The following is a 21,731-nucleotide window of genomic DNA, read 5'->3' as shown; positions in this document are numbered from 1 at the left end:
CGCCTGCGCTGGAGAGGTTGGTTAATGCTTTGATCGCGTGAAGGAATATCGCAGATAGCAAAAAAGCGCCTTTAGGGCGCCTTTTTACATTGGTGGGTCGTGCAGGATTCGAACCTGCGACCAATTGATTAAAAGTCAACTGCTCTACCAACTGAGCTAACGACCCGAAGTGGTGGGTGATGACGGGATCGAACCGCCGACCCCCTCCTTGTAAGGGAGGTGCTCTCCCAGCTGAGCTAATCACCCACTTCTCAATTTCTTGCTACACGGCGGAGACTACATAAAGTAGTTGGTGGGTGATGACGGGATCGAACCGCCGACCCCCTCCTTGTAAGGGAGGTGCTCTCCCAGCTGAGCTAATCACCCCCGCTGTGTGGAGTCGCATTATAGGGAGAGTTGGAAATGAGTCAACGCATTTTCTAAAGAAATTGTTTGTTCGTCGTAAATTTAAGCAAGGTGATCGCAAAACAGACCGCGTTGCGCAATTTGTCAACGAAAACAATAATGCGTAAGGTAGCAACCCGAACTACATTGAGGAATCAGGCGGGAGTGATAGAATATCGCCCACTCAATTTTTCCAGGATTTGCCGGTTGTCGGCATCTTTCTAAACGTAAGGCCATTTCATGAAAATCAAAACTCGCTTCGCGCCAAGCCCAACAGGCTATCTGCACGTTGGCGGCGCGCGTACTGCTCTTTACTCCTGGCTTTTTGCACGTAACCACGGCGGTGAGTTCGTGCTGCGTATTGAAGACACCGATCTTGAGCGTTCCACGCCGGAAGCTATCGAAGCCATTATGGATGGCATGAACTGGCTGAGTCTGGAGTGGGATGAAGGCCCGTACTTCCAGACCAAACGTTTCGATCGCTATAACGCGGTTATCGATCAGATGCTGGAAGAGGGTACTGCCTATAAATGCTACTGCTCTAAAGAGCGCCTCGAAGCGCTGCGTGAAGAGCAGATGGCAAAAGGCGAGAAACCGCGTTATGACGGCCGTTGCCGCCACAGCCATGAGCATCACGCTGATGATGAACCGTGCGTTGTACGTTTTGCTAACCCACAGGAAGGTTCCGTTGTTTTTGACGATCAGATCCGTGGTCCGATCGAGTTCAGCAACCAGGAGCTGGATGATCTGATTATCCGCCGTACCGATGGTTCTCCGACCTATAACTTCTGTGTGGTTGTCGACGACTGGGATATGGAAATTACTCACGTCATCCGTGGTGAAGACCATATCAACAACACGCCACGCCAGATCAACATTCTTAAGGCCCTGAAAGCGCCGGTGCCGGTTTACGCGCACGTTTCTATGATCAACGGTGATGACGGTAAAAAATTGTCCAAACGTCACGGTGCAGTCAGCGTAATGCAGTACCGCGACGACGGCTATCTGCCAGAAGCACTGCTGAACTATCTGGTGCGTCTGGGCTGGTCCCACGGCGATCAGGAAATCTTCACTCGTGAAGAGATGATCAAGTACTTCACCCTGAATGCCGTCAGCAAATCTGCCAGTGCGTTCAACACTGACAAACTGCTGTGGTTGAACCATCACTATATTAACGCGCTGCCGCCGGAGTATGTGGCTACTCACTTACAGTGGCACATCGAGCAGGAAAATATTGATACCCGTAACGGCCCGCAGCTTGCTGAGCTGGTGAAACTGCTCGGTGAACGCTGCAAGACGCTCAAAGAGATGGCGCAAAGCTGCCGCTATTTCTACGAAGATTTTGCTGAGTTTGATGCCGATGCTGCGAAAAAACATCTGCGTCCGGTAGCGCGTCAGCCGCTGGAAGTAGTGCGCGATAAACTGTCTGCTATCACTGACTGGACGGCGGAAAATGTTCACCACGCAATTCAGGCAACGGCGGATGAACTGGAAGTGGGAATGGGTAAAGTTGGGATGCCGCTGCGAGTAGCCGTAACCGGTGCAGGGCAGTCCCCGGCACTGGATGTTACCGTTCACGCGATCGGTAAGACACGTAGCATTGAGCGTATCAACAAAGCGCTGGCCTTTATTGCTGAACGCGAAAACCAGCAGTAATTAGCGTGTAAAAAGATAAACGGCAGGAGATAATATCCTGCCGTTTTTTATTTATGCTGATTCGTCAATATCGAGACGGGCGAGGAAATTGCGAATTCCTTCACGTGACAAAAATTGCGCGACTTTTTCCTGCTCAATGTCTGTCATATTATCTATCGCGTTGATGATTTGTCGATACGCCGGGGCGCGTGCTCCAGGAGCGTATTCAGCAATTCTCTCTTCAGCTTCCATCAACATTGGTGTGTTATGGAACGCAGGCGTGTTCTGAATAAACTCGCAAACCTGCGAATCGACCAGAATAAGTCTGGCACGACCTCCTTTCACGCCGGGAAATTTTTCCGTTCTCCAGCCTTTTTCTCTGATCCAACGGTTAACAGTTTGTTTAGCCACACCCAGGCATTCCGCCAGCTCTTCGGTGGTCATTTTATTACGTAATCTTTTCATATTATTTGCTGTCGCGAATCCCTAAGCGTTGTAATAATCCGATAATCCCTTCCCGCAGAAGCAAGGATGTAAACTGTTTTTGTTCAAGAGGCGTCATCTCTTTCGCCAGCGTCACCAGCAGCACTTCAAGCGGCGTATCGGCAGACAGTTCAGGAGCTTCTCTTTGATCGTCCGGACGTTCTGCATTACGAATATATTCACGAACTTGTTTATTGACGTGAATCAGTCGGGCCTTGCCACCCTGGACACCTGGTTTTGGTGATGTCGTCCAGCCTTGCTTGCGTACCCATTTATTAATGGTCTGGCGGCTATAACCGGTCAGCCTGGCAAGTTCATCTGGCGTCATCCTCTCCTTGAACATAACAATTCCCTGAATGATTGCGGGTCTATTAGTGGTTCATTTTATAACACCACTTTACAAGAAACCGTGACAGGAATAACTACTGAATGCGAGCGACTATCCAAAATAGTTCATTTGCCTGATTTTTCAGCGATTGAAACTACGCCTTGCAATTTGCCGTTGACACATTCGGGCGGAATTCATATGATGCCGCCCGTCAACTCGACAAGCTTTACGTGATGGGGCTATAGCTCAGCTGGGAGAGCGCTTGCATGGCATGCAAGAGGTCAGCGGTTCGATCCCGCTTAGCTCCACCAAATTTTGCACCCAGCAAATTTGGTACGTAAACGACTCGTGGGGCTATAGCTCAGCTGGGAGAGCGCTTGCATGGCATGCAAGAGGTCAGCGGTTCGATCCCGCTTAGCTCCACCAAATTCCAAACCCTCGCTGCGAAGCGGGGGTTTTTTGTCTCTGCTTTTTGCCGCTTTTGTAATACAGTCTACCTCCCAGGTTAGTGTTGCCTGTTGGAAACATCATTGGATGAAATATCGGCAACAGGTCGGTCCCTGTTTGCTTCGCGATGCGAATAAACTTATTATTTGTGTGCCTTAAAACCCCGATCAGTGAGAGTAGTGTACTCATGTTTGTGGAGCATAACCTGATAAAAAATATCAAGATATTTGCACTAGCGTTTACGCTCACCGTGGTACTTATTCAGCTATCCCGTTTTATATCGCCACTTGCTGTTATCCACTCCAACTATATTTTCCTGGCGTGGATGCCGCTGTGCGTAATGCTATCAATATTCTTTATCTTCGGCTGGCGCGGTGTCGTTCCTGTTTTATGCGGAATGTTTTGCACCAATCTGTGGAATTTTCATCTCTCATTTTTGCAAACCGCCGTCATGCTTGGCAGCCAGACGTTTGCTGTGCTGTGTGCCTGCGCAATATTACGCTGGCAGTTGGGCACGCGTTGGCGCTATGGATTAACCACCCGAAACGTATGGCAACGTCTCTTCTGGCTTGGTTTGGTGACGCCGTTCGGCATCAAAGGCAGCATGTATCTCGTGGGCAGGTTCTTTGATTTCCCACTAAAGATATCGACCTTTTTCGGCGATGCCGACGCGATTTTCACGGTCGTTGATTTACTAAGCCTTTTCACCGCCGTGTTGATTTACAACATGCTCTTTTACTATCTCACTCGCATGATTGTAAGTCCTCACTTTGCGCAGATATTGTGGCGCAGAGATATCGCACCGTCGCTGAGTAAAGAAAAACGCACATTTACCTTAAGTTGGCTGGCGGCTCTTAGCGTTCTGCTACTTTTGATGTGCACGCCTTATGAAAACGACTTTATCGCCGGTTATCTGGTACCTGTTTTCTTTATCATCTTTACCCTTGGTGTCGGTAAACTTCGTTATCCGTTTTTAAATCTTACCTGGGCTGTATCGACGCTTTTCCTCCTGAATTACAACCAGAATTTTTTACAAGGGGTGGAAACAGAATATTCGCTGGCATTTATTCTCGCGGTGCTGATTTCCTTTAGCGTTTGCCTGCTTTACATGGTACGCATTTACTATCGTAGCGAATGGCTTAACCGTCGCTGGCATTTGCAGGCACTGACCGATCCGTTAACGCTATTACCCAACTTTCGTGCACTGGAGCAATCGCAGGAGCAAGAGGCTGGTAAGAGTTTTTGCTGTCTGCGCATTGATAATCTTGAGTTTATGAGTCGCCATTACGGGTTAGTAATGCGCGTTCATTGTATCCGCTCAATTTACCGTACATTGCTGCCATTGATGCAGGAAAACGAAAAGTTGTATCAATTGCCGGGGGGCGAATTGCTGTTGGTACTGACCGGGCCGGAAACGGAAGGGCGGCTACAGCATATGGTTAACGTTCTCAACAGTCGGCAAATCCACTGGAACAACACCGGGCTGGATATGGGCTATGGTGCTGCCTGGGGACGTTTTGACGGTAATCAGGATACCCTGCAGCCAATGCTGGGGCAGTTAAGCTGGCTGGCAGAACAATCCTGCGTTCATCATCACGTGCTGGCGTTGGATAATCGAGAAGAGATTGCATCCGGGCAGACAACCAAACAGGTGTTGTTACTCAATACAATCCGTAAGGCGTTAGATAAGGGTGATTTGCTGCTCTATGCCCAGCCAATTCGCAACAAGGATGGAGAAGGTTACGATGAAATCCTTGCGCGTCTGAAATACGACGGCGGCATAATGACGCCTGATAAATTTTTGCCGCTTATTGCCCAATTTAACCTTAGCGCGCGATTCGATTTACAGGTGCTGGAATCCCTGCTGAAGTGGCTGGCAACCCACCCTTGCGACAAGAAAGGCCCGCGCTTTTCAGTCAATTTAATGCCGCTCACTCTGCTGCAAAAGAATATCGCCGGGCGAATTATTCGTCTGTTTAAACGTTACCGTGTCTCCCCGGAGGCTGTGATTATTGAGATCACTGAGGAGCAGGCGTTTTCTAACGCAGAAAGCAGTATGTACAATATCGAACAACTGCATAAGTTTGGCTTCCGTATTGCGATTGATGACTTTGGCACAGGCTATGCCAACTACGAACGGTTAAAACGTTTGCAGGCTGATATCATCAAGATTGATGGCGTCTTCGTTAAGGATATCGTCACTAATACACTGGATGCGATGATAGTGAGATCAATTACCGATCTGGCGAAAGCGAAGTCATTGAGTGTGGTCGCGGAGTTTGTCGAGACGCAACAGCAGCAGGCGCTATTGCATAAGCTCGGGGTGCAATATCTGCAAGGGTATTTAATTGGTCGCCCGCAACCATTAGTTGATTAACAGGCGTAAAAAAGCCGGGGAATTATCCCCGGCTTTTTTAATGGATTCGCTTACAGTACCAGTGCTGCGATTGACGCAGACAGCACACTCACCAGCGTAGAGCCGTAAACCAGTTTCAGACCGAAGCGAGAAACCACGTTACCTTGCTCTTCGTTCAGGCCTTTAACGGCACCCGCGATAATCCCGATAGAAGAGAAGTTAGCGAAGGATACCAGGAACACAGAGAGGATACCTTCAGCACGCGGAGAGAGCGTGGAAGCAATTTTCTGCAGATCCATCATTGCAACGAACTCGTTGGAAACCAGTTTGGTTGCCATGATGCTGCCTACTTGCAGTGCTTCACTGGAAGGAACACCCATCACCCATGCAATTGGATAGAAGATGTAGCCCAGAATACCCTGGAAGGAGATGCTGTAGCCAAACCAGCCAGTCACGGTAGCAAACAGAGCGTTCAGTGCAGCGATCAGGGCGATAAAGCCGATCAGCATTGCGGCAACGATAATGGCCACTTTGAAGCCTGCCAGAATGTATTCACCCAGCATTTCGAAGAAGCTCTGGCCTTCGTGCAGGTCGGACATCTGAATGTTTTCTTCGCTGGCATCAACACGGTAAGGGTTGATCAGCGACAGTACGATAAAGGTGCTGAACATGTTCAGTACCAGCGCAGCAACGACGTATTTCGGTTCCAGCATGGTCATGTATGCACCAACGATGGACATAGAAACGGTGGACATCGCCGTGGCTGCCATGGTGTACATACGATTACGGGAGATTTTGCCGAGGATATCTTTATAGGCGATAAAGTTCTCGGACTGACCCAGAATCAGGGAGCTGACGGCGTTAAAGGATTCCAGTTTGCCCATGCCGTTGACTTTGGAGAGCAGGAAACCAATTGCACGGATAATCACCGGCAACACGCGAATGTGCTGGAGAATACCGATCAGCGCAGAGATAAAGACGATTGGGCATAGCACTTTCAGGAAGAAGAATGCCAGGCCTTGATCATTCATGCTACCAAAGACGAAGTTAGTCCCTTCGTTGGCAAATCCGAGCAGTTTTTCGAACATTTCGGAGAAGCCTTTCACGAAGCCCAGACCAACGTCGGAGTTCAGGAAGAACCACGCCAGTAACACTTCGATAACAAGCAGTTGAATAACATAACGGATACGAATTTTTTTGCGGTCGCTGCTTACCAGCAGTGCGAGAATCGCAACAACGGCAAGTGCCAGTACAAAATGAAGGACGCGGTCCATATTTGCTCCAAATATGAGGCAGGTTAAATTTCCGTGCACATTCTATGTAACATGGGTAAGGAAAACGAGATCTGACACACACTATAATGACGTCCTGTGACAAGCTTCAAAAATAGTGACCTGTCATACATTTTTGCTATGTTGTGTATGGAAGCTGAAAGTTATGTAAATGTGCTAACATTAAACATAATTATAACATTCAAATCATCAATCTTTTCGTAGTCATAATCCTGGTCTATCAGAGAAATCACCACAATCCATTTAAATGAATTTGATAATCATTCTCGTTTGACATAGCATGAAACATAGCAAAGGCTATGTTTTAGAGGCACAAGATGACGAACTATCGCGTTGAGAGTAGCAGCGGTCGGGCAGCGCGCAAGATGAGGCTCGCATTAATGGGACCTGCGTTCATTGCGGCAATTGGTTATATCGATCCCGGTAACTTTGCGACCAATATTCAGGCGGGCGCCAGCTTCGGCTATCAACTGCTGTGGGTGGTCGTCTGGGCCAACCTGATGGCGATGCTGATTCAGATCCTCTCGGCCAAACTCGGGATTGCCACTGGTAAAAATCTGGCGGAGCAAATTCGCGACCACTACCCACGTCCGGTAGTCTGGTTCTATTGGGTCCAGGCGGAAATTATTGCGATGGCGACCGATCTGGCGGAATTTATTGGTGCGGCGATCGGTTTCAAACTCATTCTTGGTGTTTCTTTATTGCAGGGGGCGGTGCTGACAGGTATCGCCACCTTCTTGATTTTAATGCTGCAACGTCGCGGGCAAAAACCGCTGGAGAAAGTGATTGGTGGGCTTCTGTTGTTTGTTGCCGCGGCTTACATTGTCGAGTTGATTTTCTCCCAACCGAATCTGGTGCAGTTGAGCAAAGGTATGGCGATACCGAGTTTACCGACCTCGGAAGCGGTCTTCCTGGCGGCTGGCGTGTTAGGGGCGACGATTATGCCGCACGTGATTTATCTTCACTCTTCGCTTACCCAGCATCTACACGGTGGTTCACGCCAGCAACGTTACTCTGCGACCAAATGGGATGTGGCGATTGCCATGACCATCGCTGGCTTTGTCAATCTGGCGATGATGGCAACGGCTGCCGCCGCGTTTCACTTTTCTGGTCATACTGGTGTTGCTGACCTTGATGAGGCTTACCTTACGCTGCAACCGCTGTTAAGTAATGCTGCGGCAACGGTTTTTGGTTTAAGTCTGGTGGCGGCGGGGCTTTCGTCAACGGTAGTGGGTACGTTGGCAGGGCAGGTGGTGATGCAGGGGTTCATTCGCTTTCATATTCCGCTGTGGGTACGCCGTACGGTAACCATGCTGCCGTCATTTATTGTCATTCTGATGGGATTAGATCCGACACGGATTCTGGTTATGAGCCAGGTGCTGCTCAGTTTTGGTATTGCTCTGGCGCTGGTGCCGCTGCTGATTTTCACCAGTGACAGCAAGTTGATGGGTGATCTGGTGAATAGCAAATGGGTTAAACAAATCGGCTGGATGATTGTGGTGCTGGTGGTAACGCTGAATATCTGGTTGTTGGTGGGAACGGCATTGGGGCTGTAGTTGAATGAGTGTCGCATCAGGCACCACTGGCGGATGCGGCGTAAAACGCCTTATCCGCCCTACGCGTTAAATGGAGCGGGTTTGTAGGCCTGATAAGACGCGCAAGCGTCGCATCAGGCACCACTGGCGGATGCGGCGTAAAACGCCTTATCCGCCCTACGCGTTAAATGAAGTGGGTTTGTAGGCCTGCTAAGACGCGCAAGCGTCGCATCAGGCATTGCGCTCCATTAGCGAATGTGTTTAATGACGATGCCCATGTCCACGGCCTTTTCCGCGATGATCATCACGGTCACGCCAGCCTTCGCGATAGCCACGCTCATACGCTTTACGCTTATCCCAGCCACGGTGATAGCCATTATCATGACGCCACCAGCGGTTTTTACGCCATTCATAATTACGGTGCCAGTAGTCACGATCGCGCCAGTGGCCGCCGTCCCAGTAGTTACCATAATTATCGCGATCGCCAATTTGTAATTTAATTGATGGCAGTAAGGTAATTTCACCTGCGTTTGCTGCAAGCGGGATAAATGCCATCAGGGCGGCCGCAAGAAACAGTGACCTGAACATTGTTATTCTCCTTCACGATCGAAGCCGTCAGCGGCCTGTTAACGCAATATTACGGGGAGGTAAAGCCCCGTTTCATCGCCATAACTCTTAAATCATAAGGGAGAGCATTTTTTGCTAAAGGTTATCGTGGGGTGGCTGTTGTTTTGGACGATTCACCATCATCATCGGTTTACCTGCCAGTAATAACCATGCCGGAAGCATGACGATACACAGTAGCGGTAACAATGTGGAATCAGGTACAACGACCGCCGCCATAAACAAACTTAGCCAGCCATCGCGCGTTACCACCAGTACGAGGCCGAGAATCGCGCAGGAAACGGTAATGGCCGCTGGAACGGCGGGAACGTGCGCATGCAGCATCAAACCTAACGCTACGCCGACAAATACCGCCGGGAAGATTCGCCCGCCGCGAAACCCGCTGGTGGCGGCAATGACCAGGGCGGCAAGTTTGATTACCGCCAGCAATAAGTAATCGCTGGTGCTGAAAGCCTGATTTGTCACCATCTGCTGCATCTCGTCCAGCCCTTTAAATAGCGAAACAGGCCCACCAATAACACCCAGAATACCGAGAATAAAGCCGCCAACCCCCAGCATGAGGACCGGATTTTTAATCTGATGCATCATCGCGTGCACCCGTGGGAAACACCACACTGCAACCATACCTGCCGCAATGGCGATCGCCGTCACAATTGCACCACTGATGATGTCTGCTAACTGCATCTGTCCGTAATGAGCAATGGGCAGCGAAAAATGAGGATGGATAAACAATCCGGTGGTTAGTGCGCCAGCCGCCGCTGCCATTAACGGCGCAAAGAGACGATCCCAAAGTGGAACGTCGTGGCTGCCATTTAAGGTTTGCGAAAATATCAACGCCGCCGCAACAGGAGTGCCAAACAGTGCGCCGATGGTGCCCGCAGAGGCTAAAATAGTCCACTCCATCCGGTTCACTCGTGGTAACAGACGCGCGCCAATCGCCACCGCGAGGGCGATATTGACGGTCATAATGGGATGTTCCGGCCCAAGACTGACGCCGCCCGCAAGACCGAGAATTAATGCTACGATCAGTCCTGGTAGCGCAGAGGGGGGGACTGGCGCGCCAATCAGCGCTTCACAGGCAGGATCCGGCCCGGCATGACCCCGGCTGAAACGGATGACTAGCCCAACAGCAGCCCCTGTCAGCGTTAAAATTCCGATGATCCAGAGCGGTGAATCCTGGGCTATCCCCAGACTTCCCGGCAGTCGTTGCCAGAGCAGATTCTGTAATACCGAGGCGATTTTCATTACCACCATCAGAATAAGACTGGACGCAATCCCAATTGCCAGAGCGGGGAGCGATAATAACAACATGGTTCTGGCTCGCGGATGGAGCATGTTCTATTCCTTTATGCGGGTTCAGATATTTAGTTTGCCCAGCTTGCATAAAGACATCGCTGCAATTGGTGCTGAAACGATAAAGTAAATGTGTGACCCAGATCGATATTTACAGGGAGCCCGCCTCTACGGCGTTGTTGTTATGCCCCCATGAACTTACAGTGTGAGAAAGAATTATTTTGACTTTAGCGGAGCAGTTGAAGAATGACAAAGTATGCATTAGTCGGTGATGTGGGCGGTACTAACGCACGTCTTGCTCTGTGTGATATTGCCAGTGGTGAAATCTCGCAGGCTAAAACCTATTCAGGGCTTGATTATCCCAGCCTTGAAGCGGTCATTCGCGTTTATCTTGAAGAGCATAAAGTCGAGGTGAAAGATGGCTGCATCGCCATCGCTTGCCCAATTACCGGTGACTGGGTGGCAATGACCAACCACACCTGGGCGTTTTCGATTGCCGAAATGAAAAAGAATCTCGGTTTTAGCCATCTGGAAATTATTAACGATTTTACCGCTGTATCGATGGCGATCCCGATGCTGAAAAAAGAGCATCTGATTCAGTTTGGCGGCGCAGAACCGGTTGAAGGTAAACCTGTCGCGGTGTACGGTGCCGGGACAGGGCTTGGGGTTGCACATCTGGTCCATGTCGATAAACGCTGGGTAAGCCTGCCTGGTGAAGGTGGTCACGTTGATTTTGCGCCAAACAGTGAAGAAGAAGCCATTATCCTTGAAATACTGCGCGCGGAAATTGGCCATGTCTCGGCTGAACGCGTGCTCTCTGGCCCTGGTCTGGTAAATCTGTATCGCGCGATTGTGAAAGCCGACAACCGCCTGCCGGAAAATCTCAAGCCAAAAGATATTACCGAACGCGCGCTGGCCGACAGCTGCACCGATTGCCGCCGCGCGTTGTCACTGTTTTGCGTCATTATGGGGCGTTTTGGCGGCAATCTGGCGCTCAATCTCGGAACATTTGGCGGCGTCTATATTGCGGGCGGTATCGTGCCGCGCTTCCTTGAGTTCTTCAAAGCCTCTGGTTTTCGTGCCGCATTTGAAGATAAAGGGCGCTTTAAAGATTATGTTCATGATATTCCGGTCTATTTAATTGTGCACGATAACCCTGGGCTTCTCGGTTCCGGTGCACATTTACGCCAGACCTTAGGCCACATTCTGTAAATCCTTCCTGTCATATCGGGAGGTGACTCTCCCGATAATCTTTTAAATCAAACAGTTAATTCAATTTTTCTTTGTGTCTCTTCACAAGGCCGACCTGCGTCACACTTCCGCACTACGGGATTAATTCTCCAGTAAATGCATTATTTGTCTGGTAACGGCAATTTGTTTTGCACGTTCATAATTTCATTCGTCAACTATAAACGAACGAGGAAATAACGATGAGTAAGAAACTGATTGCCTTATGTGCCTGCCCAATGGGCCTGGCTCACACCTTTATGGCCGCCCAGGCGCTGGAAGAAGCGGCGGTGGAAGCCGGCTATGAAGTGAAAATTGAAACTCAGGGCGCGGATGGTATCCAGAACCGCCTGACGGCGCAGGATATCGCCGAAGCGACCATCATCATTCATTCCGTGGCAGTAACACCAGAAGATAACGAACGTTTCGAATCACGCGACGTTTATGAAATCACTTTGCAGGACGCAATTAAAAACGCTGCGGGCATCATCAAAGAAATCGAAGAGATGATTGCCGCTGAACAACAGTAATATTCGACAGGGATAATTATTATGGCCATTAAAAAACGCAGTGCAACCGTTGTGCCTGGCGCATCCGGTGCGGCAGCGGCAGTTAAGAATCCGCAGGCCTCTAAAACCAGCTTCTGGGGTGAACTCCCGCAGCATGTGATGTCAGGGATTTCACGCATGGTGCCGACCTTAATTATGGGCGGTGTGATCCTCGCTTTCAGCCAGCTGATTGCTTATAGCTGGCTTAAAATTCCTGCTGATATCGGCATCATGGATGCTCTTAATAGCGGGAAATTCTCCGGTTTCGACCTCTCCTTACTGAAATTTGCCTGGCTGTCGCAGTCCTTCGGCGGCGTATTGTTTGGTTTTGCCATTCCGATGTTTGCCGCTTTTGTGGCGAACTCTATCGGTGGCAAACTGGCGTTCCCGGCTGGGTTTATCGGCGGCTTGATGTCTACCCAACCCACGCAACTGCTGAACTTTGATCCCAGCACGATGCAGTGGGCGACCTCTTCACCAGTCCCGTCTACCTTCATTGGTGCGCTGATTATTTCTATCGTCGCGGGTTACCTCGTGAAGTGGATGAACCAAAAAATCCAGTTACCGGATTTCCTGTTAGCGTTCAAAACCACATTTTTGCTACCGATTCTTTCCGCCATTTTTGTCATGCTGGCGATGTACTACGTGATCACGCCGTTTGGTGGCTGGATCAACGGCGGTATCCGTACCGTGCTGACCGCTGCTGGTGAGAAGGGCGCGCTGATGTACGCAATGGGCATTGCTGCGGCGACCGCAATCGACTTGGGTGGTCCAATCAACAAAGCAGCTGGTTTCGTCGCCTTCAGCTTTACCACCGACCATGTATTACCAGTCACCGCGCGTTCTATCGCTATCGTTATTCCGCCGATTGGTCTGGGTCTGGCGACCATTATCGACCGTCGTTTAACCGGCAAACGCCTGTTCAACGCCCAGCTTTATCCGCAGGGTAAAACCGCTATGTTCCTGGCGTTTATGGGGATCAGTGAAGGTGCGATTCCGTTTGCGCTGGAAAGCCCCATCACCGCCATTCCGTCCTATATGGTTGGCGCGATTGTCGGTTCCACCGCTGCTGTCTGGCTGGGTGCAGTGCAATGGTTCCCGGAATCCGCTATCTGGGCGTGGCCGCTGGTCACTAATCTGGGCGTCTATATGGCGGGGATCGCGCTGGGAGCAATCATTACTGCGCTGATGGTGGTGTTCCTGCGTCTGATGATGTTCCGCAAAGGCAAATTGTTAATCGATAGCCTGTAAGAAGGAAAAATCCAGATGACATTACTCGCTTCGCTGCGCGACTGGCTTAAGGCGCAACAACTGGATGCGGTGCTTCTCTCCTCACGGCAGAACAAACAGCCGCATCTGGGGATCTCCACCGGATCAGGTTATGTGGTGATTAGCCGTGAAAGTGCGCACATTCTGGTGGACTCGCGCTATTACGCGGATGTAGAAGCCCGCACGCAAGGTTACCAGCTGCATTTGCTCGACGCGATGCACACGCTTGCCACCATCGTCAGGCAAATCATTGCCGATGAGCAGTTGCAAACGCTCGGTTTTGAAGGCCAGCAGGTGAGTTGGGAAAACGCGCACCGCTGGCAGTCTGAACTCACTGCGAAACTGGTAAGTGCCACGCCGGATGTGCTGCGGCAAATCAAAACGCCAGAGGAGGTGGAGAAAATCCGCCTCGCTTGTGGGATTGCCGATCGTGGCGCAGAGCATATTCGCCGCTTTATTCAGGCGGGGATGAGCGAATGCGAGATAGCCGCTGAACTGGAGTGGTTTATGCGCCAGCAGGGCGCAGAAAAAGCCTCTTTTGACACCATTGTCGCCAGCGGCTGGCGTGGGGCGCTGCCGCACGGTAAAGCCAGCGACAAGATTGTTGCAGCAGGCGAGTTTGTCACTCTCGATTTCGGTGCGCTGTATCAGGGTTACTGCTCTGATATGACGCGCACCGTCCTGGTTAATGGCGAAGGGGTGAGCGCCGAATCTCACCCGCTGTTTGACGTGTATCAGATTGTCTTGCAGGCACAGCTCGCGGCAATCTCCGCGATTCGCCCCGGCGTGCGCTGCCAGCAGGTTGACGATGCCGCGCGCCGGGTCATTACAGAAGCCGGTTATGGCGACTATTTCGGTCATAACACCGGTCATGCCATCGGCATTGAAGTACACGAAGATCCGCGTTTTTCACCGCGGGACACCACGACGCTACAGCCAGGCATGTTACTGACCGTGGAGCCGGGGATTTATTTGCCAGGGCAAGGGGGCGTGCGCATCGAAGATGTTGTGCTGGTCACCCCGCAAGGCGCAGAAGTGCTCTACGCCATGCCGAAAACAGTGTTGCTCACGGGAGAGGCATAATGGATTTATCGCTATTAAAAGCGTTGAGCGAGGCAGATGCGATCGCCTCGTCGGAACAGGAAGTGCGGCAGATCCTGCTGGATGAAGCGGATCGTCTGCAAAAAGAAGTGCGATTTGACGGCCTGGGATCGGTGCTGATCCGCCTCAATGAATCGACAGGTCCGAAAGTGATGATCTGCGCCCATATGGATGAAGTGGGATTTATGGTGCGCAGCGTCTCCCGCGAAGGGGCGATTGATGTGCTGCCAGTTGGCAATGTGCGCATGGCTGCCCGCCAGCTGCAGTCGGTGCGGATCACTACCCGTGAAGAGTGCAAAATTCCCGGTCTGCTTGATGGCGAGCGGCAGGGGAATGATGTCAGCGCCATGCGCGTGGACATTGGCGCGCGCTCGTATGACGAAGTGATGCAGGCAGGAATTCGTCCAGGCGATCGCGTCACGTTTGATACTACTTTTCAGGTTCTCCCCCACCAGCGAGTGATGGGGAAAGCTTTTGATGACCGCCTCGGTTGCTACCTGTTAGTGACCTTACTGCGCGAACTGCACGACGCCGAATTGCCTGCGGAAGTGTGGCTGGTGGCAAGTTCCAGCGAAGAGGTGGGATTACGCGGCGGGCAAACTGCCACCCGCGCGGTGTCGCCGGATGTCGCCATTGTGCTTGATACCGCCTGCTGGGCGAAAAACTTTGATTATGGCGCGGCTAACCATCGCCAGATTGGTAACGGGCCGATGCTGGTGTTAAGCGACAAGTCGCTGATTGCGCCGCCAAAACTTACCGCCTGGATCGAAACCGTGGCGGCAGAAATTGGCGTGCCATTACAGGCGGATATGTTCAGTAACGGCGGCACGGACGGTGGTGCGGTGCACTTAACTGGCACTGGCGTACCCACAGTGGTGATGGGGCCAGCAACCCGCCACGGACATTGCGCCGCATCGATTGCCGATTGCCGAGACATTTTGCAGATGCAGCAACTTTTATCTGCCCTTATTCAACGTCTTACGCGTGAGACGGTTGTTCAACTGACGGATTTCAGATGATCTCCTGATTAACCCGGAGCGGTTATGTTAACGATTCAATTTCTCTGTCCTTTGCCTAACGGTCTTCATGCCCGTCCGGCGTGGGAACTTAAAGAGCAGTGCAGCCAGTGGCAAAGTGAAGTCACTTTTATTAACCATCGCCAGAACGCAAAGGCAGATGCGAAAAGCTCGCTGGCGCTGATTGGCACCGGCACCTTATTTAATGACAGTTGCAGCCTGAACATTAGCGGCAGCGATGAAGAGCAGGCGCGGCGCGTGCTGGAAGAGTACATCCAGGTGCGCTTTATTGACAGCGACAGCGTTCAGCCAACGCAGGCAGAACTGACGGCGCATCCGCTGCCGCGTTCATTAAGCCGCCTTAACCCGGATTTACTGTACGGCAATGTGCTGGCAAGCGGCGTCGGCGTGGGTACACTGATCCTGTTACAGAGCGACAGCCTCGACAGTTACCGGGCGATCCCGGCCAGTGCGCAAGACTCCACCTGGCTGGAGCACAGCCTGGCAACGCTTGCCGAGCAACTGAATCAGCAGTTGCGCGAGCGCGACGGCGAAAGCAAAACCATCCTAAGCGCCCATTTGTCGCTGATTCAGGATGATGAATTCGCGGGCAATATCCGTCGCCTGATGGCAGAGCAGCATCAGGGGCTGGGAGCGGCGATCATCAGCAATATGGAGCAGGTTTGCGACAAGCTTTCTGCTTCTGCCAGCGATTATCTGCGCGAACGTGTTAGCGACATTCGCGATATCAGCGAACAGTTGCTGCATATTACCTGGCCGGAACTGAAGCCGCGTAATAATCTGGTGCTCGAAAAACCGACCATTCTGGTGGCCGAGGATTTAACCCCTAGCCAGTTTTTGAGCCTCGATTTAAAAAATCTTGCAGGCATGATTCTGGAGAAAACTGGGCGCACCTCGCATACTCTGATTCTGGCCCGCGCCTCGGCGATCCCCGTTCTTAGCGGCCTGCCGCTGGATGCGATTGCCCGTTATGCCGGGCAACCGGCGGTGCTTGACGCCCAGTGTGGCGTACTGGCCATAAATCCTGATGACGCGGTGAGCGGTTATTATCAGGTTGCGCAGACGCTGGCGGATAAACGTCAGCAGCAACAGGCGCAGGCCGCCGCGCAGCTGGCCTATTCCCGTGATAACAAGCGTATTGATATTGCAGCGAATATTGGCACTGCTCTGGAAGCCCCAGGCGCGTTTGCTAACGGCGCGGAAGGCGTCGGGCTGTTCCGTACCGAAATGCTCTATATGGATCGTGACAGCGCGCCGGACGAACAGGAGCAATTTGAAGCCTACCAGCAGGTATTACTGGCGGCGGGCGACAAGCCGATTATCTTCCGCACGATGGACATCGGCGGTGATAAAAGCATTCCTTACCTCAACATTCCCCAGGAAGAGAACCCGTTCCTCGGCTATCGTGCGGTACGTATTTACCCGGAATTTGCGGGCCTGTTCCGCACTCAACTGCGGGCCATTTTGCGCGCCGCCAGTTACGGCAACGCCCAGTTGATGATCCCGATGGTCCACAGTCTCGATCAGATCTTATGGGTGAAGGGCGAGATTCAAAAAGCGATCGTTGAGCTTAAGCGCGATGGCCTGCGTCATGCAGAGACGATTACGCTTGGGATCATGGTGGAAGTGCCGTCGGTGTGCTACATCATCGATCACTTCTGCGATGAGGTCGATTTCTTCAGTATCGGCTCCAACGATATGACCCAGTATCTGTATGCGGTCGATCGTAATAACCCGCGCGTATCGCCGCTGTATAACCCGATTACGCCATCGTTCCTGCGCATGTTGCAGCAGATTGTTACCACTGCGCATCAGCGGGGCAAATGGGTAGGTATTTGCGGTGAACTGGGCGGTGAAAGTCGTTATCTTCCGCTACTGCTTGGGCTGGGCCTGGACGAGTTAAGCATGAGTAGCCCACGCATTCCGGCGGTGAAAAGCCAGCTTCGTCAACTGGATAGCGAAGCGTGTCGGGAACTGGCGCGTCAGGCATGTGAATGCCGCAGCGCGCAGGAAATTGAAGCGTTACTCACCGCGTTTACGCCGGAAGAAGACGTTCGCCCACTGCTGGCGCTGGAGAATATCTTTGTTGATCAGGACTTTAGCAATAAAGAGCAGGCGATCCAGTTCCTGTGCGGTAACCTCGGCGTTAACGGGCGTACTGAGCATCCGTTCGAGCTGGAAGAAGATGTCTGGCAGCGGGAAGAGATTGTTACTACTGGCGTTGGTTTTGGCGTAGCGATCCCGCACACCAAATCACAGTGGATCCGTCATTCCAGTATCAGCATTGCCCGGTTGGTGAAACCGGTTGACTGGCAGTCAGAAATGGGCGAAGTCGAACTGGTGATCATGCTGACGCTGGGCGCTAACGAAGGGATGAATCATGTGAAAGTCTTCTCGCAGCTGGCGCGTAAACTGGTGAATAAAAACTTCCGCCAGTCGCTGTTTGCCGCGCAAGATGCACAAAGTATTCTGACGCTGCTGGAAACGGAATTAACCTTCTGACGTTAGCCCTGAAAACGTGCGCTGTACTCTCCCGGCGTCAGACCAAACTGACGCCGGAAAACGCGACAAAAATAGTCGCTATCCGGAAACCCGCAACGCTGCGCCACTTCATGAATCGACAGATGATATTTTTGCAAAATCATCCTCGCTTTTGCCATTCGTACCCAGCGAACATACTCGATAAAACGCATCGTCCCATGCTGCGCAAACAGTTTTGACAGATGATTGGGCGTGATATTAAAAAACTGCGCCACACTCTCGCGGGTGAGTGGTTGGGCGTAGTTATCCTGAACCCAGTTACAAATGCTGTGGTAGAGAAAATCGCCGCGCGGTTGCGAATTGCCCGGTGGCATGTTGACCACGTTGCGGCAAAGATGCAGCAAACTTAACACCAACGGTTGAATGATACTCTGCTCCAGCGGCGAACGGCTGAGATGGGTGAGGGCGGTAAGCATTGCTTCACCTTCGCCGCGTTGCAGGCTGGGAAGTTGGATCTGGCGAACCGGATGCAACAACGACGTGGTGCGGCTATCGTAAAACGATAACCCCAGCCAGGTCGGCGCAAACACCAGGCTTAACAGCATTACCGGTTTGTGGTTGACCGGTAAATTAGCCGCGCGCGCCGGAATAAACAGCATTTCTCCTTCCACCATACGCTGCTGCTTTGCTTCCAGCAGATTGCCATATTCGCCGCGCAGCACAATATCCAGTCGGGGAAAATCAATACATAAACTACCCACCGGCAGCGAGGCGGGCTGGCAGGCAAACCAGACGCGCCCAAGCAGTTGCGGGTTAAGCACCAGGCCGCTGAACAGATCGGCGAAAAATTGTTGATCGGCGGGCAAGCCTGCTGCTTTCATGAAAGTTCCCGATTACAGATGCATTAACTGGCGGAATTCTTTAACTTTGCTGCGGCTGACTGGCACTTCAAAATCCAGATCTTTCAGCCGCAGAATATAGGTATTATTAAACCACGGTTCTATCTCGCGGATTTTGTTCAGGTTGACGCAAAACGAGCGATGGCAGCGGAAAAAGTGCGACGACGGCAGTTTGCTGCAAAACTCGGTGATGTTCATTGGCATCACATAAGATTCACGCCGCGTATAGACAAAGGTCATTTTCTCGTGCGCTTCGGCGTAGTAGATATCATTGACCGGCGTCACGATGAGGCGTTCATCTTTCACCAGATTGATGGTGTCATTCTCACGCGTTAACGGCACAGGGGGCGTACTGCTGGTTTGTTGTTGCTGCCAGGCGGCTTCCAGCTTTTGCAGCATCCCGGTAATCCGTGACTCCTGATACGGTTTGAGAATGTAGTCAAACGCCTCCAGTTCAAACGCTTCCACCGCATGTTCTTTCCACGCGGTGATAAACACAATAAACGGCTTATGGGCGAACTGGCTGATGTTTTGTGCCAGCAGCACGCCATCCAGCGACGGAATATTGATATCCAGAAAAATGGCGTCGACGCGGTTATGCTGCAAAAACTTCAACACGTCCAGACCGTCGTCAAAGGTGCCGACAATCTCCATCTGGCTGTGCTCTTTAATAAGCCAGCTAAGTTCCTGTTGTGCCAGGAATTCGTCTTCAACAATGATGACTTTCACAATATCACTCCGGCTCAAAGCAATAACGTAGCCTGTGAGGCGACAGGGGGGCGTTGGTTAGGAATGTAAAACGCAATTTCCGTTCCTGGTTCCAGGCGGCGGATATGCAGCCCCTCGCCATATAACAACTTCACGCGATGATGCACATTCAGCAGACCGATTTTATTGCCCGGCATTTCATTCGCTTCGACCCGCTCAATCACCTTTGGATCGATGCCATGCCCGGTATCTCTTACCGCAATACGGACCCGATTACCGCACTCCGCAACGCTGATGGTGACAACCCCTTTTCCCTTGCAAGGCTGAATACCGTGGACAATGGCGTTCTCCACCAACGGCTGGATCAGCAGACTGGGAATACAGCAATTCACCTCTTCATCAATATCATAGATAACCGTCAGCTTGTCGCCAAAGCGGGCCTGCTCAATGGCGATATAGTCTTTAATTTGGTACAGCTCTTTTTTGATATCAATTTGCTCATCGTCTTTTAATTCAATGTTATAGCGCAGATAGCGCGACAAATTAAAGATTAGCTGGCGAGCAGTGTCTGGATTCAGACGAATCGACGATGAAATAGCGTTCAGAGCGTTAAACAGAAAATGGGGATTAATTTTGCTTTGCAGGGCGCGAAGCTCTGCCTTATTTGCCATTTCACGTAGCTGCTCGGCGCGAGAAACCTCCAGTTGGGTAGAGATGATTTGCGACAGACCGACCGCCATTTCCTGTAATGATGACGTAATCTGGTGCGCGTGGCAGTAGTAAATTTTCAGTGTTCCGGTCACCACGCCTTTCTCCCACAATGGGATCACCAGCATGGAATGAATCTCTGGTGTGCGGTGGGCTTCATCATTGTTTTTAATAATGATTTTCCCGTAATTCATCGCCTGGCGGGTAGTCGGGCTAATGAAGTCATCGCCATTCTGATAGTTGTGTTCGCCCACGCCGACATACGCCAGCACATGATCGGTATTGGTGATTGCCACCGCGTCAGCGTGAATGTCATCGCGGATAATTTCGCAAACTTTACGTAATGATTCGCTATTCACATGGCGAAACAGCGGCAGGGTTTTATTGGCGATATCCAGCGCCAGCTTGGCCTGGCGCGCGGCACTGGCTTCTTTTTCTCCCTCAACGCTTTGTACCAGCAGCACAATAAAGCCGATACAGACACTGCCGAGGATCATCGGGATACCGATTTTGGAGACGATATCCAGCCCCAGCTCAGTGGTCGGCGCCCAGACAATCACCAGAATCATGGTCAACGTTTCACAGAGCATGCCGCCGAGAATACCGACGCGCCAACGCTGCGCTTTAGGGATTTTCAGGTTGATCCAACCAGAGATGCATCCCGCCAGAATACTGGTGATAAAGCAGGGGATAGCCGTCACGCCGCCGATATCAATTAAATAACGGTGAATACCCGCAATTACCCCGGTAATAATGCCTACCCACGGGCCAAACAGAATCCCGCCTGACATCACCGCAATAATACGCACGTTAACCAGCGAACCTTCCACCGGTACGCCGGACCAGGTGCTGAACAAGGCGAACATCGAGAAAATGGCGGTAACAGCGAGTAGCTCTTTCGCTGAGTGAGCGACTTGTGCAACAGCTCGCGAAACAGGCGGATACGAATGAGGAAAAACAGGCAGATAAGCATTAGCGCTGCCCGATCGAAGACCGCCAGCAGCATGTTGAATATTTCGTGCACGGGTGACTCTGAATAAGGTTTAAACCTCTATGATAGGTAACCTGAAGGCTGATGACCAGTGCGCTACTTTTGAGGAAAAACCACAAATTTAAAAGGGGATTGAAAGATAAATGATGTACTGGCAATACATCTCTTGTCAGCATCAAGCCAATTAGTAAATTTATTGAAATTATATTGTTAATGTAATGGGTGATAATTTTCTTGTTGGCGAATCTGACTTTCCTGTTTTTAAGGTTTTGTTCCTCTTTTTTCGCATTGATAAAAATTTTCCAAAACGCTGGACAGACAGAAATTAATCAGGCTATTTTCAAAACAGCCACCATCGTGGCAGCGTCGCTCGGACGGTCCGGGC

General features: G+C 51.3%; 16 protein-coding genes, 5 tRNA genes and 1 pseudogene. 11 read left to right on the top strand and 11 right to left on the bottom strand.

Going from position 1 to position 21,731, the window contains the following annotated elements; genetic code table 11:
- Positions 1-90: 90 nt before the first annotated feature.
- From FFT88_RS10210 to FFT88_RS10200, 3 genes are all read right to left on the bottom strand, one after another.
- A tRNA-Lys gene (locus FFT88_RS10210) sits at positions 91-166 on the bottom strand.
- Positions 167-170: 4 nt separating this feature from the next.
- Positions 171-246, bottom strand: a tRNA-Val gene (locus FFT88_RS10205).
- 44 nt (positions 247-290) lie between these two features.
- Positions 291-366: transfer RNA gene (locus tag FFT88_RS10200), tRNA-Val, on the bottom strand.
- A 258-nt stretch (positions 367-624) separates the two neighbouring features.
- Between FFT88_RS10200 and gltX the strand changes: the two genes are divergently transcribed.
- A complete protein-coding gene (gene gltX, locus FFT88_RS10195) occupies positions 625-2,040 on the top strand; it encodes a glutamate--tRNA ligase (RefSeq protein WP_130207364.1) in 1,416 nt (471 codons plus the stop codon).
- Between the two features lie 51 nt (positions 2,041-2,091).
- On the opposite strand, the gene FFT88_RS10190 is transcribed toward gltX, so the two are convergent.
- Positions 2,092-2,484: a YfeC-like transcriptional regulator gene (locus FFT88_RS10190; protein ID WP_130216872.1), complete on the bottom strand. Its 393-nt coding sequence runs from the start codon at positions 2,482-2,484 to the stop codon at positions 2,092-2,094.
- A gap of 1 nt (position 2,485) precedes the next feature.
- Positions 2,486-2,845 carry a YfeC-like transcriptional regulator gene (locus tag FFT88_RS10185; RefSeq protein WP_130207360.1) on the bottom strand — a complete coding sequence of 120 codons (360 nt, stop codon included), beginning with the start codon at positions 2,843-2,845 and terminating at the stop codon, positions 2,486-2,488.
- A 220-nt stretch (positions 2,846-3,065) separates the two neighbouring features.
- Here FFT88_RS10185 and FFT88_RS10180 point away from each other — a divergent pair.
- The 3 genes from FFT88_RS10180 (at position 3,066) to FFT88_RS10165 (ending at position 5,654) form a co-directional block, all read left to right on the top strand.
- A tRNA-Ala gene (locus tag FFT88_RS10180) sits at positions 3,066-3,141 on the top strand.
- Between the two features lie 39 nt (positions 3,142-3,180).
- Positions 3,181-3,256: transfer RNA gene (locus FFT88_RS10175), tRNA-Ala, on the top strand.
- A 208-nt stretch (positions 3,257-3,464) separates the two neighbouring features.
- On the top strand, positions 3,465-5,654 hold the full coding sequence (locus tag FFT88_RS10165; protein ID WP_135404667.1) for a sensor domain-containing phosphodiesterase: 2,190 nt from the start codon (positions 3,465-3,467) through the stop codon (positions 5,652-5,654).
- A 50-nt stretch (positions 5,655-5,704) separates the two neighbouring features.
- Here the strand turns inward: FFT88_RS10165 and nupC are convergent, their stop codons facing one another.
- Positions 5,705-6,907, bottom strand: a complete 1,203-nt coding sequence (gene nupC, locus FFT88_RS10160; RefSeq protein ID WP_064526382.1) for a nucleoside permease NupC — start codon at positions 6,905-6,907, stop codon at positions 5,705-5,707.
- Between the two features lie 335 nt (positions 6,908-7,242).
- On the opposite strand from nupC, the gene FFT88_RS10155 reads away from it, so the two are divergent.
- Positions 7,243-8,481: an Nramp family divalent metal transporter gene (locus tag FFT88_RS10155; RefSeq protein ID WP_130216878.1), complete on the top strand. Its 1,239-nt coding sequence runs from the start codon at positions 7,243-7,245 to the stop codon at positions 8,479-8,481.
- 240 nt (positions 8,482-8,721) lie between these two features.
- On the opposite strand, the gene ypeC is transcribed toward FFT88_RS10155, so the two are convergent.
- Positions 8,722-9,048 carry a DUF2502 domain-containing protein YpeC gene (gene ypeC, locus FFT88_RS10150; RefSeq protein WP_130216879.1) on the bottom strand — a complete coding sequence of 109 codons (327 nt, stop codon included), beginning with the start codon at positions 9,046-9,048 and terminating at the stop codon, positions 8,722-8,724.
- A gap of 114 nt (positions 9,049-9,162) precedes the next feature.
- The gene (locus tag FFT88_RS10145) at positions 9,163-10,419 is read right to left on the bottom strand and encodes an ion channel protein (protein ID WP_135404668.1); all 1,257 of its coding nucleotides are present in this window, start codon (positions 10,417-10,419) and stop codon (positions 9,163-9,165) included.
- A gap of 204 nt (positions 10,420-10,623) precedes the next feature.
- On the opposite strand from FFT88_RS10145, the gene glk reads away from it, so the two are divergent.
- From glk to ptsP, 6 genes are all read left to right on the top strand, one after another.
- Complete coding sequence (glk, locus tag FFT88_RS10140) at positions 10,624-11,589, top strand: glucokinase (protein WP_130216883.1); 966 nt, start codon at positions 10,624-10,626, stop codon at positions 11,587-11,589.
- 218 nt (positions 11,590-11,807) lie between these two features.
- On the top strand, positions 11,808-12,134 hold the full coding sequence (locus FFT88_RS10135) for a PTS fructose transporter subunit IIB (RefSeq protein ID WP_000038455.1): 327 nt from the start codon (positions 11,808-11,810) through the stop codon (positions 12,132-12,134).
- Positions 12,135-12,155: 21 nt separating this feature from the next.
- Positions 12,156-13,403, top strand: coding sequence for a PTS fructose transporter subunit IIC (locus FFT88_RS10130; protein ID WP_000985352.1), 1,248 nt, complete (start codon positions 12,156-12,158; stop codon positions 13,401-13,403).
- A gap of 15 nt (positions 13,404-13,418) precedes the next feature.
- Complete coding sequence (ypdF, locus tag FFT88_RS10125) at positions 13,419-14,504, top strand: aminopeptidase (protein ID WP_135404669.1); 1,086 nt, start codon at positions 13,419-13,421, stop codon at positions 14,502-14,504.
- Positions 14,504-15,541 carry an aminopeptidase gene (gene ypdE, locus FFT88_RS10120; RefSeq protein WP_135404670.1) on the top strand — a complete coding sequence of 346 codons (1,038 nt, stop codon included), beginning with the start codon at positions 14,504-14,506 and terminating at the stop codon, positions 15,539-15,541. Before ypdF ends, ypdE begins: the two co-directional genes overlap by 1 nt.
- A 24-nt stretch (positions 15,542-15,565) precedes the next feature.
- A complete protein-coding gene (gene ptsP, locus FFT88_RS10115; protein WP_135404671.1) occupies positions 15,566-18,061 on the top strand; it encodes a phosphoenolpyruvate--protein phosphotransferase in 2,496 nt (831 codons plus the stop codon).
- Positions 18,062-18,063: 2 nt separating this feature from the next.
- Here ptsP and FFT88_RS10110 read toward each other — a convergent pair whose 3' ends face one another.
- From FFT88_RS10110 to ypdA, 3 genes and pseudogenes are all read right to left on the bottom strand, one after another.
- The gene (locus FFT88_RS10110) at positions 18,064-18,921 is read right to left on the bottom strand and encodes an AraC family transcriptional regulator (protein WP_130257442.1); all 858 of its coding nucleotides are present in this window, start codon (positions 18,919-18,921) and stop codon (positions 18,064-18,066) included.
- 12 nt (positions 18,922-18,933) lie between these two features.
- Positions 18,934-19,668, bottom strand: coding sequence for a two-component system response regulator YpdB (ypdB, locus tag FFT88_RS10105; RefSeq protein ID WP_135404672.1), 735 nt, complete (start codon positions 19,666-19,668; stop codon positions 18,934-18,936).
- A 14-nt stretch (positions 19,669-19,682) separates the two neighbouring features.
- Positions 19,683-21,379, bottom strand: a pseudogene (gene ypdA, locus FFT88_RS10100) (two-component system sensor histidine kinase YpdA).
- Positions 21,380-21,731 lie beyond the last annotated feature (352 nt).

The organism is Escherichia sp. E4930 (genome assembly GCF_005845405.1).
Taxonomy (GTDB): Bacteria; Pseudomonadota; Gammaproteobacteria; order Enterobacterales; family Enterobacteriaceae; genus Escherichia.
The sequence above is the reverse complement of the archived record's forward strand: the minus strand, read 5'-3'. Positions and strand labels throughout refer to the sequence as shown.